Annotated in this window: 13 protein-coding genes; 3 read left to right on the top strand and 10 right to left on the bottom strand. The window is 47.7% G+C overall.

The annotated features are described in order from the left end of the window. Nucleotides 1-10 precede the first annotated feature (10 nt). Entirely contained in the window at nt 11-1,261 is a 1,251-nt protein-coding gene (locus QUA23_RS08025) for a GH25 family lysozyme (protein ID WP_333075102.1), read from the top strand. Between the two features lie 500 nt (nt 1,262-1,761). Next, a complete protein-coding gene (locus QUA23_RS08020; protein ID WP_333075101.1) occupies nt 1,762-3,720 on the top strand; it encodes a cation:proton antiporter domain-containing protein in 1,959 nt (652 codons plus the stop codon). A gap of 140 nt (nt 3,721-3,860) precedes the next feature. On the opposite strand, the gene QUA23_RS08015 is transcribed toward QUA23_RS08020, so the two are convergent. From QUA23_RS08015 to QUA23_RS07985, 7 genes are all read right to left on the bottom strand, one after another. Continuing rightward, nucleotides 3,861-4,259 carry a response regulator transcription factor gene (locus QUA23_RS08015; RefSeq protein WP_333075099.1) on the bottom strand — a complete coding sequence of 133 codons (399 nt, stop codon included), beginning with the start codon at nt 4,257-4,259 and terminating at the stop codon, nt 3,861-3,863. 139 nt (nt 4,260-4,398) lie between these two features. Then, nucleotides 4,399-5,127 (bottom strand): response regulator transcription factor, encoded by a 729-nt coding sequence (locus QUA23_RS08010; protein WP_333075097.1) that lies wholly within the window; start codon nt 5,125-5,127, stop codon nt 4,399-4,401. 632 nt (nt 5,128-5,759) lie between these two features. After that, nucleotides 5,760-7,886, bottom strand: coding sequence for a CHAT domain-containing tetratricopeptide repeat protein (locus QUA23_RS08005; protein ID WP_333110336.1), 2,127 nt, complete (start codon nt 7,884-7,886; stop codon nt 5,760-5,762). After that, the gene (locus QUA23_RS08000) at nt 7,831-8,217 is read right to left on the bottom strand and encodes a tetratricopeptide repeat protein (protein ID WP_333075091.1); all 387 of its coding nucleotides are present in this window, start codon (nt 8,215-8,217) and stop codon (nt 7,831-7,833) included. Before QUA23_RS08000 ends, QUA23_RS08005 begins: the two co-directional genes overlap by 56 nt. Before the next feature lie 5 nt (nt 8,218-8,222). Then, nucleotides 8,223-9,002 carry a DUF928 domain-containing protein gene (locus QUA23_RS07995; RefSeq protein ID WP_333075090.1) on the bottom strand — a complete coding sequence of 260 codons (780 nt, stop codon included), beginning with the start codon at nt 9,000-9,002 and terminating at the stop codon, nt 8,223-8,225. Nucleotides 9,003-9,324: 322 nt separating this feature from the next. Further along, nucleotides 9,325-11,280 (bottom strand): CHASE2 domain-containing protein, encoded by a 1,956-nt coding sequence (locus QUA23_RS07990; protein WP_333075088.1) that lies wholly within the window; start codon nt 11,278-11,280, stop codon nt 9,325-9,327. A gap of 108 nt (nt 11,281-11,388) precedes the next feature. After that, nucleotides 11,389-12,060 carry a response regulator transcription factor gene (locus QUA23_RS07985; protein WP_333075086.1) on the bottom strand — a complete coding sequence of 224 codons (672 nt, stop codon included), beginning with the start codon at nt 12,058-12,060 and terminating at the stop codon, nt 11,389-11,391. 299 nt (nt 12,061-12,359) lie between these two features. On the opposite strand from QUA23_RS07985, the gene QUA23_RS07980 reads away from it, so the two are divergent. Further along, nucleotides 12,360-13,181, top strand: a complete 822-nt coding sequence (locus QUA23_RS07980; protein ID WP_333075084.1) for a methyltransferase domain-containing protein — start codon at nt 12,360-12,362, stop codon at nt 13,179-13,181. A gap of 593 nt (nt 13,182-13,774) precedes the next feature. On the opposite strand, the gene QUA23_RS07975 is transcribed toward QUA23_RS07980, so the two are convergent. The 3 genes from QUA23_RS07975 to QUA23_RS07965 form a co-directional block, all read right to left on the bottom strand. Further along, nucleotides 13,775-14,386, bottom strand: coding sequence for a Uma2 family endonuclease (locus QUA23_RS07975; RefSeq protein ID WP_333075082.1), 612 nt, complete (start codon nt 14,384-14,386; stop codon nt 13,775-13,777). A gap of 67 nt (nt 14,387-14,453) precedes the next feature. After that, nucleotides 14,454-16,694 (bottom strand): phosphoketolase, encoded by a 2,241-nt coding sequence (locus tag QUA23_RS07970; RefSeq protein ID WP_333075081.1) that lies wholly within the window; start codon nt 16,692-16,694, stop codon nt 14,454-14,456. Nucleotides 16,695-16,904: 210 nt separating this feature from the next. Further along, nucleotides 16,905-18,128 carry a COP23 domain-containing protein gene (locus tag QUA23_RS07965; protein WP_333075079.1) on the bottom strand — a complete coding sequence of 408 codons (1,224 nt, stop codon included), beginning with the start codon at nt 18,126-18,128 and terminating at the stop codon, nt 16,905-16,907. Nucleotides 18,129-18,149 lie beyond the last annotated feature (21 nt).

The following is an 18,149-nucleotide window of genomic DNA, read 5'->3' as shown; positions in this document are numbered from 1 at the left end:
TCTTCGTAATATGAGTATTCGCGGTATAGATGTTTCCGACTACCAGCCCAATGTCAATTGGCAAGCAGTTGCCCGGGATGGTATTGTCTTCAGTTTTGTCAAATCGACGGAGGGTGCAACGTTAGTTTCCCAAACTTTCGCTCGCAATTGGGAGGCGATGAAAGCGGCGGGGATTCAACGCGGTGCTTACCACTTTTTTCGACCTGCAAGCAGCATTCAAGGACAAATAGATTTGTTCTTGAAAACTGTAAAACTCGAACCGGGGGATTTGCCACCAGTCTTGGATGTGGAAACTACAGGCGGTTTGAGTGTGGATCAATTGTGCGATCGAGCCGCAATTTGGTTAGAAGCAGTCGAAAAAGCCACCTTGATGCGGCCGATTATCTACACCTACCCAGGTTTCTGGGACAACCTGGGGACAAAACGGTTTGCCGATTACCCACTGTGGATTGCTCACTATACCACTGCTGAGGAACCTTGGGTTCCCGGCGGCTGGAAAACTTGGACTTTTTGGCAGTACAGCGACACAGGCACCGTGTCGGGCGTTTCGGGCAATGTAGACACCAATATTTATGAAAGTGTCCGAGAAGGCGCCGTAAGTTATAAAGTTGCAGACATCCAGAGGGAATTAAGAATTAAAGGTTTTTATCCAGGTGCGATGGATGGTAAATTTGGAGCCACTACCACAGCGGCGCTCATCTCGTTTCAGAAATCTCAAGGTCTCAATCCAGACGGCATTGCAAGTCTCCAAACCTGGGCCGCTTTGATGCGAAAATCTCCCAAAGTAGTTGTCCCCCCTCCAGCGCCGACTCCCACTCCCATATCAGACGTACGACTGACTCAGGTATTTTCGTCTTATAAAGCTAGTGCTAGCCAAGATACAGCCTTAATTTGGCTGCAAAGTCAAGTTTCTACCTCTATTTTAGGGGAATTCGCTCAAAAATGGCGGGCAACTACCTTACCTCAAGATAGTAATTTGCGATTGATAGATGTGGGGAAATTTTATCGCGGTTTAGCACAACAAGACCAAGCTTTAGATTGGCTGCAAAAACAAATTTCTCCAGCTATTATTACCGAGTTTGCCCAAAAGTGGCGCTCTCAATCTACTGTCACTAATTCTCCGATTCGGCTAATAGATGCGTGCAAATTTTATCGGGCCGCACCCCAGCAAAACCAGGCTTTAGATTGGTTGGAAGAGCGAATTTCGCCGACCATTCTATCGGAGTTTTTTCGCAGGTGGCAGAATGCCAGTCGATTATAGATTATAGATTTTAGATTTTAGATTTTAGATTGACTCTACAGATGAATCTTGCGGTTTGACATTTTAGAGGGGAAATCTACTCTAAAGATGAGTCTGGGGGTGTTCGATTTGAGATGTGAGCTTTTTGATTGGAGATTGACTTCACAGATGAATCTGCGGGTTGAAGCCCTCTATAATGGAAAAGCCGGGAAATCTTGGTATTTGAGATGTAAGATTGACTCTCCATCAAAATTCGTCAAATCCTCTCCCTCTGTGCCCGCATCCCCATCGGACTCTCTAACATAACAGACAATCTCTCGCTTAGCTACAGCTTACTGCCATCTTTGACGCCAAGAGAATTATCTGATAAAGTTATAGCCAATATCAAGGTTTTTTAATCTTATTCGCAAAAATCCAGGGCCGTGCCGAGTTTGTAAGCTGCGCCGAAAATAGCGCCTGCACTCCAATTACCCGCGATCGAACATTTAAAACTAAGCGGGCAGCCTGTAACAATTATCTCTATGGAAATCCCCTTTAACATCACCATGTTGATGGTCATGACCGTCATCTGTGGCATCAGCGCTCAAGTTCTCGCCGCCTATCTGAAAGTTCCGGCGATCGTCTTTTTGCTGCTGTTTGGAATTTTAGCTGGCCCAGACTGCTTGGGAGTGCTGCACCCGAATCTGCTGGGCAGCGGTTTGGAAGTTATGGTATCCCTTTGCGTAGCTTTAATTCTGTTTGAAGGCGGCTTGAATTTGGAATTGCGAGATTTAGGAAAACTTTCGGGCAGCATCCGCAATTTAGTTACGGTAGGCACTTTAATTACGCTAATTGGCGGCGGAATGGCCGCACACTGGTTGGGGGAATTTCCCTGGCCGATCGCATTTTTGTATGCTTCTCTAGTAGTCGTCACCGGCCCGACAGTAATCGGCCCTTTGCTCAAACAAGTATCTGTTGACAAACAAGTCGCGGCTTTGCTAGAAGCTGAAGGCGTTTTAATCGATCCTGTCGGAGCAATTCTGGCGGTATTGGTGCTGAATATTATTTTAAACGGCAATGCTGATTTGGTGGTTTTGTTCCGAGATTTAATCGTGCGGCTTTTCGTTGGCGCAGTCGTCGGAGTTGCGGGCGGTTGGTTGCTGGGATTCATTCTCAAGCGATCGCAATTTCTCTCAGAAGACCTCAAAAACTTAGTAGTTTTAGCCGGTTTGTGGGGATTTTTCGGCTTAGCAGAAGAAATCCGCAGCGAATCGGGACTGATGGCAACTGTCGTATCGGGCATCGTCCTCAGAGCCGCTGCTGTGCCGGAAGAAAGGCTGCTGAGGAGGTTTAAAGGTCAACTGACAGTCCTGGCTATTTCCATGCTGTTCGTGCTGCTGGCGGCAGATTTATCCCTCGCTAGTGTGGTCGCCCTCGGTTGGGGAAGTTTGTTTACAGTTTTAGCTTTAATGTGGGTAGTGCGGCCGATAAACGTTTGGCTGTGTACTTGGAACAGCGGACTGAATTGGCGGCAGAAATTATTTGTTTGTTGGGTAGCGCCGAGGGGAATTGTCTCAGCGTCGATCGCATCTTTATTTGCAATTTTGCTCACCCAGCGGGGAATCAACGGTGGCGACTCGATTAAAGCCTTAGTTTTCCTAACAATTATTATGACAGTTTTCGTCCAGGGACTAACGGCCGGACGGATCGCTCAACTTTTGGGTATCACCTCAAAATCGGCAACCGGTGCTGCAATTGTGGGGTCAAATCCTTTGAGCAGATTAATTGCTCGCTTGTTTCAAGAACGCGGAGAATCGGTGGCAATTATCGACACCAACCCCGAAGCTTGTGCACAAGCAGAACGAGAGGGTTTGCGGGTGTTTTTGAGCAGTGCTCTCGACCACAGCGTGTTAGAAGAAGCCGGACTGGAATCGATGGGAACTTTTTTGGCAATGACTAACAACGGCGAGGTAAACTTAGTGTTAGCTCAGCGAGCGGCAGAAGAGTTTGCACCGCCGAGGGTTTTGGCACTATTCCCCAAAGATCCGCAAGCAAATACGCCTGCAAATCCGACTAAAATCAATCAAGCCTTTGTCTCAGATTTGTCGCTGAAGGATTGGAACGAATATTTGAGCGACGGCGAAGTGAAATTGGGGGAAACTGAGTTAAAAACAGAGGGATTGCAGTTTCAGATTGCTCACTTACAAGCTTTGGTTAAAGCCGGGGAGTTGGCGCCCTTGCTGGTGGAAAGGCAGGGGTACTTGCAAGTAGTGTCGGCGACCCAGATTTGGCAAGCAGGCGATCGAATTATTTATTTGCTGTACGATCCGACACCGAAATTGTTGAAAAGATTGTCTGGTTCGTCTCAGTCTCGTTTGACTTTGGAAAAGCATCAGGTAGTTGAAGAAGTGCCGATTCCTTCTCCGGTTTTAGAGCAGGTTTTGGAGTCAGCGGAAATAGCAAAGGATGCTAAAGTTTTGCAGCCGCCTGTTTCGCGGTAGGAGCAGTATCCCCGATCGTACTCTGTAATCTGCTTGTCGCGATCGTGGTTCTGCTTTTCTCGCTCGGCATAAAAATACAGTAGGTAAATTGACCAGACTATAGCGGTGTTCAAATTACCTGATATAATAATGATGATTCTTCAATTACAAACTACCGTGTGATTCCGAGCGATCGGATTGAAAATGTAACCGTATCCTTGAGTAGTTTTAATGAAATTCGGCACTGCGGCATCGACTTTAGCCATTTTCCTGCGAATCAGACGGATATACACGTCCACTACTTGCTCGTCTCGTGCGTCATTGCATTTCCATCCCCAAACTTTTTCGATTAGCTGTTGGCGACTCCAGGCTTTACCCGAATGAATGGCTAAAAAATGCAATAGCTGAAATTCTAAAGGTGTGAGAGCTAAAGTTTTCTCTTTCAATTTCACCTCTCTACTCATTAAATCGATCGCTAGTTCACCGAAGACAAGATTGCGGACGGGGGCGTCATCCTCTACAACCAGAATTTTGGAATGTGGAGCGGTAAATATCGTCATAATTTTTGACTCTATTGCGAATATTTCAAAGTTCAAGAAAGCGAGTAACAGTCTTTTAATTAGCCCTTAGATATCCCCTTGCCCCCTTAATAAAGAGGGGAAGATGGTTCAAAGTCCTCCTTCTTAAGGCAGGACTGTTTCAATTACAAACTACCTTGTTACTCCGAGCGATCGGAGCGAAAGTGTAACCGTATCCCCGAACAGTTTGAATAAAATTGGGAACAGCGGCATCAACTTTAGCCATTTTCCTGCGAATTTGACCGATATGCACGTCCACCACTCGCTCTTCTGATCCATAATTGGATTTCCACCCCCAAACTTTTTCGATTAGCTGTTGGCGGCTGCAAGCTTTACCTGAATGAGTTGCCAAAAAACACAATATTTCAAATTCTAAGGCTGTTAGCGTTAGAATTTGCTCCTTGAATCTCACCTCCCTACTCACTAAATTGATCGCTAATTGACCGAAGACAAGGTTGGGCGGGTTGACGGATCTCGACCGCCTCAACAAGACTTCTACTCTCACTGCCAATTCTTCAAGATTAAACGGTTTGCAAATAAAATCATCGGCACCTGCTTTCATGATTTTAATCCGATCTTCTTGGCCAGTGCGGCTGCTCAAAATAGCGACTAAAACATTAGTTTGACTCTGCATTTGTTGGCAGAGTTGATACCCAGTTGTGTCAGGTAAATTCCAATCCAATATCACCAGGACTGGGTTGAATTCCTCAAAAATTTCGAGAGCAGTTTTGCCGTCTTCCGCAACTTGTACTTGATATGTCTGGTTCAAAAAGCGGTAGACGAGAGTGCGGACGGGGGCGTCATCTTCTACAAGCAGAATTTTGTAATTTTTAGCAGCAGATATTGTCATAATGTTCGACTATCTTGTGAGTTAATTGTGCAAAGTTAGGAAGTGTAGGTTCAAACTATTTTCTAATTAGATTCATTCTTTAATTAAATCTTAAGCAGCTCATATCAAAAAATCATTCGTTCTACCCACAGACTTGATGAAGTATCAGGTGCAAACTTGATTGCGGGAAAGTGCAACGTATGTGAATATCAGGACTTACGCATTGGGACATAGTTCTGTCATTCTGAGTGAAACGAAGAATCTCCAGCCCTATAAAAAGTTAAACCGATAGTCCGGCAGGGGTCAAAACCCCTGCCTCCAAGGGAAAGTCCTCGCTATGAGGGCTGAGAAGAAAAGTCCGGGTTTTCCACCCCCTTTAGGATTTGGCGGTTGAAACCGCTACTAGACACACGAAGTCTGCCGACGCAGACTAAGAAATAAAGAGAGTATTTAAGTCAGATTTGGTATTAGTCCTCATAGCGAGGACTTTCGCTAGAAGCCCCGTGGAGTTCATTCCCTGGCGGACTACCCGGTGGGCGGGAGGACTGGGCAGATGACAGCTTCAGATAAACCTGCAAAAGTGCTGTAAAAACCAACAATTGCGATTAAAATTTAGTAGAAAAACATTGAGCTGATTCGCTATTCATAAAAACTTACTCTGATTCCCCAATAAGAGTAAATGCCGCCCAATTTCGCGGCTGGGGATGAGTTTTCATCGTGGTTAACATTGCTTGCCGCAATGCCTGTGCTTTGTCGGGATTATTTTGCAAGTTTTGGTAAAACGATCGCATCAATTCGGATGTCGGCGCATCGGGAACCGCCCATAAAGAAACAATTACACTCGGCACTCCTGCTGAAATCAAAGCGCGCGACAAGCCAATCACGCCATCCCCGGTAATTCTGCCTTCTCCAGTGTTGCAGGCACTCAAAACGACTAAATTTGCTTGCAGTTTCATATCGAAAATCTCTTCTGCGGTCAATAAGCCGTCATCGCTGCCAGAGGGAGCCAGCGCGATCGCACTTCCCAATCCGCGCACATCATCCAGCAATCCATGTGTTGCCAGATGAATAATCGATGCTTGGGGCATTTTTGGGACGATCACAGCTTTTGTACCTTGAGCGCCTGTGATGGCTTGGGTTTTGAGCAGAGGCGCGATCGCTCTGGCTTCGGCTTCGGCTCCAGGTAGAGCAGACAATTGCCGTTTGGGTTCTCCCGGAGAGAGAGACACACTCGGCATCGTGGGATTGCCCAAGACTAGATCGTTACCGCTATGGGATGCCTGAGATGCTAACTTCTGTCGTTGTTGTCGGGTTAATGCCAAAGCTTGAATCGAAGGTGCAGTTAAGATGGTGTGTTTCTCGATTAAGTAAGTGCCGTTGGCATCTTGCAGGGCGGGGAAGGGCACTTGGAAGAGCGAAGCTTGAGGAATGAAAATGACATGGGCATTGGGATCTTTTGGTAGAAGCGTTTGAATTGGATCGATCAGCAGTTGATGCAGCGTCGGTAAATCGGGTTGGGTTTGAAGAACGGGGGAACTGCCACGACTGCGGACGGCAAGGAATTCTTGATTGCCAATAATTAGATCGGCTAGGGAGACTTTGTGCTGCTGCCAGAGGGGTTTGAGGTCAACTTGGTGGAAGGTGATTTTGTCCGTAGGTTGAATCACCCAAATGTAGAGAGCGGATTCTCGCGCTTCGCTTTTTCCCTGAATCTGGAAATTGTCATAGATGATGGAATACTGCACCAAAGTGGCGTTCTGTGCTTTGGCGATTTGGTGGATTTGCTCCCGATCGGGAGCAGTGGCGATGACCGAACTGGGATTACCAGTTGATAAGCGCTGTGTGAGTAGATCGACAAAGGCACGAGCACGTCCGCGTTCGGCAATTTCTAAAGCGGCGATCGGGTTATTCTGAGCCACCCGGACTTTTTGTAAAGTCCGATAAGTGTTAGCTTGTCCTTCAAAGATGGAGACTTTATTCGCGTCGTTGGAGCCGAGCATTTGCCGCATCGATTCCCAAACTTGAATCCCATTGATGAGCATTTTTTTAGATTCTGTTGGGTTGCCAGCTTGCAAGAACGCCACTCCGAGGTTGTTGAGTGCATTACCCTCCTGAAGGCGGTTTTTAATTTCGCGGGCGATCGCTAACTGTTGCTGTGAATACTCGATCGCTTTGGCATAGTTGCCCAGAGAGTGGTAAGCAACTCCGAAAGTCTCCAATGCCACACTCTCCCCAAGGCGGTCTTTAATTTCGCGTGCGATGGCTAAACTCTGCTGTGCATACTCAATGGCTTTGGCATAGTTGCCTAGAGAATGGTAAATGACTGCCAAATTTCTCAGTACCCCACCTTCCTCTTGGCGGTCTTTAATCTCGCGTGCGATGGCTAAACTCTGCTGTGCATACTCAATGGCTTTGGCATAGTTGCCCAAAGAACGGTAAATGACTGCCAAATTTCTCATTGCCCCACCTTTCCCTTGGCCGTCTTTAATTTCGCGGGCGATGGCTAACTTTTGCTGTGTATACTCAATGGCTTTGGCATAGTTGCCCAAATAGAGGTAAGCGCCTCCCAAATGGCCCCGTGCTGTCCCTTCTCCATGGCGGTCTTTAATTTCGCGTGCGATGGCTAAACTCTGCTGTGTATACTCAATGGCTGTGGCATAGTTGCCCAGAGATTGGTAAGCGATTCCCAAATTGCCTAGTGCTGCCCATTCTCCGTCGCGGTCTTTAATTTCGCGGGCGATGACTAAACTTCTGCTGCATATACTCAATGGCTTTGGCATAGTTGCCCAGATAGCGGTAAGCACCTCCCAAATTGTTCAGTACCCCACCTTCCCCTTCGTGGTTTTTGAGGGCGCGATAAATTTGCAGTGCCTGTTGCCAAGAATTCAGCGCTGCTGGGAATTGGCGAGTCTGAAATTGTTGGTTGCCCTGCTGCCACAGTTGATCGGCCTCTGCTTCACGGGCATCGGTAGTTTGAGCAATAGCCGGGAGTTGAGAGTGTCGAGGAATGTAAAAGGCAACAGACAACAGGCAAAAGGCGAGGGGAAAGAGGAAGCGCGATCGCACTTTACGATTACTGGATTTGAGCAGTTTTAGCGAGAAAGGCTTCATGGGATTTAGGGTTTGGGTTGAGGGGGCTGGCGCTGTTCTTGACGTTGTTGTTCGATCGCCCTAATTTGTCGTAATTGATCGCTCCAGCCTTTCAAAGGTTCGGCTTCTGAACTAGCAAGAGCATCTAGCAATTCCATTACGGCCGCTTGGCTTTGAGAAGTCTCAGAAGCTTTCCGCGCTTCTGCCATCGCGTCATACCACAGCCCAGACTCCGCATACAGGTCGATCCGCTGTTGGGGAGTTTGCGCCGCTGCAAGTTGAGTATGCAACGACGTTGCAGGCCCAACGACTTGGATTTCTGCTGCCGCCACCACATTGCTCAGAGGATCATCCGGATCGCAGACCAACACCACTTGCCACTGATAGGATTGCCCGATCGACAGTTGGGGCAGATTTGAGGGCAAAGCAAGCGACATTATTCCTGGCTGACTCTGCATCTCGGTTCTGTAGAGCAGTTGTCCCGTGCGAGTAAACAGCCGGAATTGCAGCGGACGAGGAGGGCTATCGGGTACAAACCAGGTAAATGTCGGATGCCCAGAAATCGTCTCTGCCACATGGCTAAACGGCACTAAGGCAGTCAATCTCGCCGATGAATTACCTTCACAACTGCCGCTGCGAGTGGTATTCGTCCCCGTTTCTTTCGGTTTAGAAGGGTTTTGAGGAGGAGTGTATGTGGCCAGCGCTACAGGAGCGACCCAGAACGAAACACTCAGCATTAAACTCGCAATGCCGGCAGAGTAAACGGTTCGACGCTTCAACTCGTGAGTCATCATCTGAATCCTCATCTGTAACTATCTTCTAGAGTAATCAAGAATACACAAACACAATAGAGGACTGTCCGCAAGCTTCGTTTGCGGGAAGGTGCAAAGATATTGGGAATCGAGCATGGGGCATGGGGCATTGGGAATAGTCCTGGACTATTGGTGACAACTTAAGCCTGAAACCCTATGTATCTCTCCCTGGTAGCCGAGTCTCGCTCCCCCTCTAAATCCCCCTTAATAAGGGGGACTTTGACCAAGTTCTTGTCCCTTCCTTATTAAGGGGGGCTAGGGGGGATCGAACCCTAACCGTCTTGACGGTTGATATAACAAGCGTGAGCCACACCGATCACCAGAACCACCGCCGTTTTGCTGCCCAGGTTAACTCGCACACTGTCCCCTTCGGTTGATTCGGGTAGCGCCGAAATGCTCCGCCTAATTGTTTGGCTAAGTTCTTTGCAAGCTGGGTTCCTAATCCTGAAGGTTGAAGTTTAGGGTTTGGATCTTCGGTTATTTCCCTGTCTCGATCCATTGCAGCCAAGCTAAGCGTTTCTGACGGAGACTGTTTCCCCCTACCATTATCCGCCACCCGAATCACCTGCCGATCGCCTTCTTGAGTGCAAATTACAGTCAAGCGAGTGGCTTCGATCGCGTGTTTCCCCACATTGCAGAGCGCTTCTTCCAGAAAGCGGCAGAGTGCTCGCTTTTGTTCCAACCGCAGATGCGAGGTGTTCAAGGGATCGAACTGCACAATTTTGAATTTGATCGTTTTGAGGTAAGGCAGTTCTTGTTCGAGCGTGTTGGAATAGACTTTGTAGAGCAATTCATGCAATGGAGCCTGCAGGGCCAATTCGATCGCGCTTCCCATGCGGAGATGCGGTTCATCTGCGATCGCTTCTCGTTGCACTGAGCCGTAAACTGCCCGCAATTCTTGATTCAAGCGTTGCAACTCCGGTAGAAATGGCGGTGGTGTTGCTTGTTCCTGAGCGCTTCTCAAAATCCCCACCAATGTTTGTAAGGGCCCACTATGAATTGCATTAAAGGTCTGCTCGATCGCAAACTGACGTTCCTCCAACCGCAGTCGGAGTTCCTGTTCGTGGCGATAAAATAACGCTGCCGTCAACCCAGCCCCATTCAACACGAGTACGAGCAACACAGGCACGATCGGCACCCACCATCCCAAAAGAATCAGCCAGTAACAGAGCGCGATCGGGCTAGTGCTGGCGACTAAGAGTCCGATCAAAATTTTCCAGGGCGATCGCAGAAATTGTCCCAAACTCATCCCCAAGAGTCCCCAGACCGCAATCCAGAGCGTTTCCCAGCCCTCCCCCCAAACCTGAAGCAACGGCCGCCGATCGAGCACCGCGCTAATCATCTGGCTGGTTTCGTGGGCTTGCATTTCGACTCCGTAAATCCGTCCGGGATTGATACCTGCGATCGCGCCCGAACTTGCCAGATCCTTCGCGCTAAAAGACATCATCCCAATCAGCACAATTTTGCCTCGAATCCAGTTCGGATCTACTTGTCCCGCCTTGATTTGCTGCAGGGAAAGCACGGGAAATGGCATTGTCCCGCTGCGAACATTCACTAAAATTTGGTTGCCGCCTGCATCCGCCCCCACATATCCGCCAGAGTTTGACTGCACTCTGGTAAATTCAATGCTGCCAAACCGCATCGCCTCCCGATCGCGAATTCCATTACCTAGCTTAATTCCTCGGGTTGCTAAATAGCGCTCTGCCAGACGGATTGCGAAGGAAAAACGGTATTCCTGCTGATGGCTACCAGCGCCCAATAAACTGCGGCGCTGGTAGCCATCAGCATCGAGAACGGCATCTGCAAAGCCAACCTGTTCGGGTGGTAGCGCGGGCGGAGGTTTGACGATAAAGCCACTGCGATCGGGCAAAGCAATCTCCACTCCGATCGCATTCTTGCTGCTGCGAAACACCGATGTTAGTTCAGCATGACCTGGTTCCACCGGAATATCGCGGACAATATCCAGCCCGATCGCGATCGGTTGATAGGCCTGCAAGCGTTTGAGTAAATCGGCAATATCGCGATCGGGAATCGGATAAGTTCTAGCGCGTTGAATATCTTCCTCAGTGATGCCGACAATTACAATCCGTTCATCCATTGGCTCAGGAGGACGCAAACGCAAAAATTGATCGAACGCAACCAACTCCCAAAACTGAAGCGCACCGCTCAATCTAGCCATCATCACAGCGACAATCACCATCACCCCTGGAAGCGCTCCTCGTCCCCAAGTCGTGACGCCCGCTTTCACTGCTTGCCATTGATCGGGCTTCATAATAATGTCCGGTTGAATAGTTATAATACTTTTGTACGACTGTTTGGCCGATGCCCGATGCCCGATGCCCCTACAGGATTTATAAGTAATTAACCAGACTTGATATCACTAATCAATCAATCCTTCTTCCCTAGCTCGCACTTCCGTTTGAATCCGCAGATTCTTATCATCATCAGGATACACCTCTAGCACATCTCGAATCTTAGTCCAGTAATACTGCACAGTGCGTTCAGAAACATTCATTCGTTTGGCGATCGCAGTATCCTGCAAGCTCTCTTGAAAAGCAAATTGCAACACCTGCATCCAGGCGGGTTTGAGTTGCAGCCCATTGCGGATCTCTCTGGGTGTATAAATCCGCTCGTGCAGCGCCCAATCAACCATTGCCACCAAGTCTTTCATCGGCTGGCTCTTATCGACAACTGTGAAGCCGCCCATGTGATTGTCGATCGACGGTTTCAGCCAAACTAAAGTCCGAACATGGGCACTCTGCACCACAATATTCAGACTCGGATACTGCTCCATCAACGTTTTGAGGAGTTGAAGCCCTGAATTCGCTTGAGCTGTTTCGCCGATCGTCTCTGGCATCACCAGATCCACAATCACCAAATCCGGCGTCGTCTGCGCTATTTCCTGAAGGGCTGCCTGAGCAGTCGGAGCCGTCAGAATGTCTGCCTCTGGATATTCTTGCTTCAGAATGTTAAGCGTGCCACCTAACACCATCGCATGGTCATCCACCACTAAAAATGTTCGTTTCTCCGGTTGAGGTAAAGTCTGGGGCATAATTTATTCGTTGCCACACAACATCGTCTGTTTAGGTAATCCGTCCACCCTTTTTAGATTTGGAATTTACAATTTTCGATTTGTGACCTAGTTGAAACTAGGGGTTTTAAACCGCTGAAATTCTCATTCAAAATCCCAAATCTAAAATCGTCTCGGTCATCTTCTTACAATAGAGGAATTACCTGGCTCCCGTCCTGCATCTGTCCGCCAACTGGCGTTGTGGATGTCCGCAACGAGAATTGCGCTAAAGCGCAGTTCTATTATAATCTATGTGTCGCAGCAGGAAAAAGAATGATTTTATGATGGCAGCAGAAGGTTCGTATCAAGCCAGCACGTACAATCTGGAACTTGACGCAGAAATCCAGCGGTTAAAAGGTCAAGTTCTCCTCAGTTGGGAAAAGGAGGCGCGTAATTTAACTTGGTTCGGTTTAGCTGACGGGATGAATGTTTTGGAAGCGGGTAGCGGGCCGGGATTTTTCACTGAAAAACTGTTAGAATTGCTGCCAAACAGTGCCGTAACAGCGGTAGAAATTGACCCGGTACTGCATGAAAAAGCAGTAGCATATTTGCAGGACAAAGGGGGCGATCGAGTAAATCGCATTCAAGCATCGGTAGCGGATACTGGTTTGGATGATAACACCTTTGACTTTGCGATCGCCCGTTTGCTGTTCGTTCACCTCCCAGATCCCGTCGCAGCAGCTAGAGAAATATTCCGCATCTTGAAACCGGGCGGCAAACTGGTGATTATTGATAGCGACGCGGATTTGTTTTGGCTGACAAATCCACCTTGGTCAGTCGAGATTGTCAGGGAGAAATTCAAGCAGGTAATGGCATCGCGGGGCGGCAATTTATGCGTCGGGCGAAATCAGTGCCGCATTCTCAAAGAAGCTGGGTTTGGTAGCGTTGATTTAGAAGCGGTTGTCAGCCACAGCGATTTAATTGGAATTGAAGCGTTTGAACCTTTGCTGGACTCCGGGCCCATTTTGCAAATGGTCAAACAAGGGTTGATTTCCGAGTCGGAAATAGAAAGCTATCTGGTTTCGCGGGATGAGTTTGTAGCTGCGGGCGATCGATCGATGATGAGTTTTTGGTTGATGGCTTGCGGGGAAAAAAACAAATAAAATTAAGACAATTTTTTTACCACACATTGATGTTCTGCCGCATCCAAAACTCTAGCACTATCGCTAAATTTCGAGTTAACCAAGCCAACTTATCTAACAGTAAAATACAAAAGAGTTCCGAATAAATTCTCCACTCAGAATTAGGTTAAAGCTGCACGTATAGCTCTAGAATGGTATCATATGAAATCCGGTAGCATCGTCGGGGGTCAAATCTATCAATAGTCAAAAATCACGAACGGTGCAACCGGATTTGAGATAATTCATCTGTGTTAATCTGTGTTTATCTGCCCTCATCTGCGGTTAAAAAAAGAGAATGTATTAACCGCCGAGGACAATGGATTGACGCTGATTCATGCAGAGGTCGAGAAAAGAGATAGGAATAATTCGGATTCTAAAATATTTCATATAAAAGCTATAAATTTTCATATTTTTGAGCTTTGACTTTACACCTACCAGTCTAACAAATCCTTGGAGCAGATCGCGCCAAGGCTGTTTGTGAGAGCCAATGATTGTCTGTCACATTTTAGCTTAACCAATCAAGTTCTTAGCGAAGCCCTCGTAGACGATCGCACTTTTTACCAACTCCTCAGCCTTCAACCCACTTGCCGAACCCCATTAAGAAACTCCGTCCTTGCCTCAATTATTGAAGGCATTAAAACGCAGCGTACCAACAATTCTAAATCCAACTCCGGCAAAAACTCACTTCTTGAAACTTGCTGGTAATCATCCTCGCGCAGCCGATAGACAGCAAGCTGATTATTTTCCCAAAACCAAACTTCAGCAATGCGAAGTCGCAGATATTTAGCTAGTTTATTTGTGCTACCGCTAGTAATCGTTACTTCCACGGCTAGATCGGGAGGCTCTTTTCTTGAACCTATATAATAAGACTCGTCTGGTTCAAATGATACATCTCTTGCCCGGTCTCTGCGAGTTGCACTCCCTACAGGAAAAAATTCAATTCCGAGTTCAAAAAAGTATGCTTCCAGTAATATAGCGAGCGCTTTTTTAAAGCTTTCATGTGCTTCGCCCCGTGTCATAAACTCGATCCACCCATCAAGATAAGTTATCCGTAAACCCGGAGAGTCGGCCATCAAAGATTCGATCGCCTCAAATTGCTCCCAAGTATAATAACCGGGGAGAATCAATCGCTGTTCTGCAAGCGTACCTATTTCTTCTAAAATTTTTCCTGTGATAGGTATCACCATCCTATTTTAAATATTACTAGCCCCTACCCAGTACAAACCAGGCAGGGGCATTCACTCACATTGTAACTTAATGAACTAGCTCGATCGCCCTTTTAGTCAACGCCTCAGCAGTCAACCCATTAAACGCCATCAACTGACCAGCACTAGCAGTAGTTTCCCCCCGCTTCCAAGCGAAAGTATCCCGCTTGCAATTGCTGCGGAGCATCACTGGTTCCAACATCCCAGAAGCACCGCCTGTCACGCCAATCAAGGCATCTCCGCCAAACAATTCAACAAATTTCTCATCGCTCAAAAAGCCGCCGTCAGCTTCCGAACAAGTATCCCAAGCAACATCGCTAGCACGATACAAACGCCGGGGATTCACAATAGAAACAATCCGCACTCCAATCCCTTCTGTTTCCAAAAATGCCGCCGCTTCAAACACTGGCATTAACGTCATGTCGCCGACAACTGCAAACACAACTTTCTTGCTCCCCCCTTGATTCTGGGAAGCTTGCGGGGAATCGACTTCGTGCAGCACTATGGCACCGTCTTGCAAACCTTGGCGAGTCTGTTCAAAAGTAGTGCGAATTGGCAGCGGCGACTTGCTCGCAGTAATCACAACTCCCTTATTTTTAGCAGTCAAAGCCCACTCGTAACAAGCTTGAATGCTGTTAGCATCCGGTGGAAACAAAGGAAACACATTTCCGTTCCGCATCATCGCCGCAAAATAAGCCTCAATTTCCGGCCGCTGGTGCGTCCAACCGTTGCGGCCTTGTTCCAATGCGCCCGCTGTAAATAAGGTGACAGTTGCCGGAGTTGGACGGCGCAATTCTGCCATTGCTTGGGTTACAGTTTGCCAAATTGGTAAACCGTTGATCGCAAAAGATTCGTAGGAACACCACAAACTCCGCGCTCCAAATAGCGATAAACCTACGGCTAAACCAGCGCAAGCATCTTCGCTCAAAGGTTCGTAAACTTGACCGTTTGGCGATTGATTGTACAGGTCATCTGTCGTCGGGTGAATAATCTTGAGAGCTTGGTTGATATTGGCAATTGCCGATGCTTCATTGCCGTCAGCATTAGTGACAATAAAAGTACGATCGCGCTCGCCCACTTTCCCTACCAAAACCCCCATTGCTGTTGTCGAAATCTTCGGTTCTCCCCCAACTGCAAATTCTTCTAAAGGCAATTCGCCTAAATCGGCTAGGGGCAATGTAAACTCAGTAACAACTGTTTTCGCCGCCGGCCCGCCGCCCGCACGCTCGCTATTTGTCCGTACCAACTCCCAAGCAGCAGCAGGCAAAGCGCGCTCTTTTAAAGCACTGATAATGTGCGGAGCATCCAGCGTATCTTTCGGATAAAGGTTGTGAGATTTTGCTCCGCGCGCGTGGACGCCGGCACCTTTCAACTGTTTGATAATAAACACAGTTAATTTGCCGCCGAGAGCAGATTTTGCCGCTTTGTCAACTCCTTGTAAAACAGCTTTGGTAAATGCCATGCGCTGTTCGAGCGAAAAAGCAGTGCTGTCAACATAATCTTCCGGCTGATTTTTATCGTCAAATTCCTTAGCATCAACTAAGATAACTTCTTCAAAACCGTTGCCTTGCCAATAAGCAATCATTTCAGCATTAGTTTTAGTCGAAACCATGCTGTGATGTTCCTGAGAATATCCGTTCCAAACTAACACTGGCAAAAAGTTAGTAGCTTTGGGATAAGCAGTGTGGAAATGCGCCATGCTGCTCATCGGATACGGTTCGCCCATGCCACCGTCGCCCATTGTGAAAGCAAACAGTTTTTCGGGGTGTAAAAGCGCTCCAGCCATTGCGAAATGCTGCCCTTGTCCGAGGGGGCCTGCCGGCGCTAAAAGGCCGGGAATGAAACCGGAAAGATGTCCTAACAAACCGTCTTTTTCTCGGAATTTATCGCGTACTTGCTGCACGTTGAAAATTCCCATATCCTCCAAAGATCGATCGAGAAACATCGCACTGTAAAATCCCGGCGCGTGATGGCCGACTTCGGTGACAATGTTCTTGTGTCCGAGCATCACCAAAGCGGCATAAGCCTCAGCTTGGCTAGCAAAACCTCCCGGATGTCCCGATGCCTTGCTGGCGGTAACTTGCAGTGTCAGGTAGCGCAGGGCGTCTGCTCCCAGCATCGTTTGAAAGACGGCTGCAGGATCGGCAGGATCGGCGATCGACTTGCTCCCCTCGGCGATCGCAGGTGCTTTCCCGTAAGTCTCAAAACCAGGGAGTGTTTCCGAAAAATATTGAATGCCTTCGCAAAAAGCGGGCGTTGTTGACGTTGCCTGCGGGGTAGTTGCTGTCATGCTTGATACCTAAAAAATTTGAATTCGATTAATGTAAGAGTAATTTTATAGCTTCCGCGTTCCAAAAAATCATGAGTTCTATTATGTCAATGATAAATAAGTAAAATATCTCAATTTTTAAGCTAATAAGTAGTTGTTTGAGAAACCCGACTTTTTGCATAAGTCGGGGTTCTGTGTTTACCCATTACTAATCCATCTCAAATCCCAAATCTAAAATTGTTCCAGCCGTTCCCGGACATCGATATAAAGCGCAGTACCGCTTTCAGAAAGAGAAGGCACAGCCTTTTGATTCCCCAGCCAAACAAAAAAACTGCTAAGTACAGGAGTCGGATCTTGATCGCGGCGCAGCGTGTAGATCAAACCTTCGCAAGGCCCATTAACACGGCTTGTAGTGCAAATCGCTTTCTGGTTATTTACAATACCCACCGTGACATAATTTAGCTGTTTATTTCGGTTATAATTTTCAAGGCGCTGAGTCACTTGTTGGCAGCGAGTTAGAGGATCGTAGCCCGAACTAGAAAAGAAATTAGAATTCCAGCGAATCCAAGGCTCCCTGAACCCTTGCGGATTTTGATACACAGTGACGGGCTCGCCCGTCGAGGTATCGCACACAAATCCTCCATAACCCAGACTCGGCTGGTTTTGACCAGAGGCGGTGCTGATTGAAAGATTGCTGAGAATATCAAATCCGTTACGCTTATTTTGTGATAGCAACTCCCTAAAAGCATCGATCGGGATTGCCGCGTTCAACCCCGTTTTTATCTCCTCAATCTGACCGTTCCACTGACTTCTAATTGTGCCAACAGTATCCCCCTGGCCGTGAATTCCTACCACCCTGCCATCAGCATCAAATACAGGCCCGCCACTCATCCCGCGCCTGGTTACAGCTTGGTAGCGCAGACGATACCCCGATGAGGCGCTGCCCAAGCGAGAAGAGATGATACCAGCAGTAAACTCAAGTTTTCGTTCAAATCCCGAAATTGGCAGCGGATAGCCAGAAACGTAAATAGCAGAACCAACAACAGCACGTTCTGACTGGCCCATTGGTGCTACTGGATACTGTTCTCGGCTCTGAAACTGTATCAATGCCAAGTCTATATCCCTGTCATTTTTCGGTAGTCGCTGTATTCTAATCGCAGCATAGTCCTTCTCCAAATGAGTGCGAATGCTGTATTTTTGAGCGAGGCTTGCCACCACATGATTAGCTGTCAGAACAGTGTAAATATTGCCCTGTTTGGCAATAATTACTCCCGATCCACTAGCAAAAAAACCCAGCGTATTGTTGACTTCCACAGTTGTCAAGGTCGCTAGCTGGGCAATTTCTTCGGCTGTTTTGGCACAGGCAGCATATTGTTGGCTGACAACCGCCGTCACTGTTAATGCACCTGTCAAGATGATTGTTAGCGCGTCAAACCGCAAACTCCACACATTCATCGATAACTCCCTAGATAAGAC

This window comes from Microcoleus sp. Pol1C5, from assembly GCF_036701115.1.
Taxonomy (GTDB): Bacteria; Cyanobacteriota; Cyanobacteriia; order Cyanobacteriales; family Microcoleaceae; genus Microcoleus.
Note: the sequence above shows the minus strand (reverse complement) of the source record. Positions and strands in the feature narration are given on the sequence as shown.

Coding starts and splice junctions, on each gene's coding strand:
- QUA23_RS07975 (WP_333075082.1), bottom strand. CDS start 14,386: ATGGTGATACCTATCACAGGAAAAATTTTAGAAGAAATAGGTACGCTT.
- QUA23_RS08010 (WP_333075097.1), bottom strand. CDS start 5,127: ATGACAATATCTGCTGCTAAAAATTACAAAATTCTGCTTGTAGAAGAT.
- QUA23_RS07980 (WP_333075084.1), top strand. CDS start 12,360: ATGATGGCAGCAGAAGGTTCGTATCAAGCCAGCACGTACAATCTGGAA.
- QUA23_RS07985 (WP_333075086.1), bottom strand. CDS start 12,060: ATGCCCCAGACTTTACCTCAACCGGAGAAACGAACATTTTTAGTGGTG.
- QUA23_RS08000 (WP_333075091.1), bottom strand. CDS start 8,217: ATGAAGCCTTTCTCGCTAAAACTGCTCAAATCCAGTAATCGTAAAGTG.
- QUA23_RS08020 (WP_333075101.1), top strand. CDS start 1,762: ATGGAAATCCCCTTTAACATCACCATGTTGATGGTCATGACCGTCATC.
- QUA23_RS08005 (WP_333110336.1), bottom strand. CDS start 7,886: ATGCCAAAGCCATTGAGTATATGCAGCAGAAGTTTAGTCATCGCCCGC.
- QUA23_RS08025 (WP_333075102.1), top strand. CDS start 11: ATGAGTATTCGCGGTATAGATGTTTCCGACTACCAGCCCAATGTCAAT.
- QUA23_RS07995 (WP_333075090.1), bottom strand. CDS start 9,002: ATGAGGATTCAGATGATGACTCACGAGTTGAAGCGTCGAACCGTTTAC.
- QUA23_RS08015 (WP_333075099.1), bottom strand. CDS start 4,259: ATGACGATATTTACCGCTCCACATTCCAAAATTCTGGTTGTAGAGGAT.
- QUA23_RS07965 (WP_333075079.1), bottom strand. CDS start 18,128: ATGAATGTGTGGAGTTTGCGGTTTGACGCGCTAACAATCATCTTGACA.
- QUA23_RS07970 (WP_333075081.1), bottom strand. CDS start 16,694: ATGACAGCAACTACCCCGCAGGCAACGTCAACAACGCCCGCTTTTTGC.
- QUA23_RS07990 (WP_333075088.1), bottom strand. CDS start 11,280: ATGAAGCCCGATCAATGGCAAGCAGTGAAAGCGGGCGTCACGACTTGG.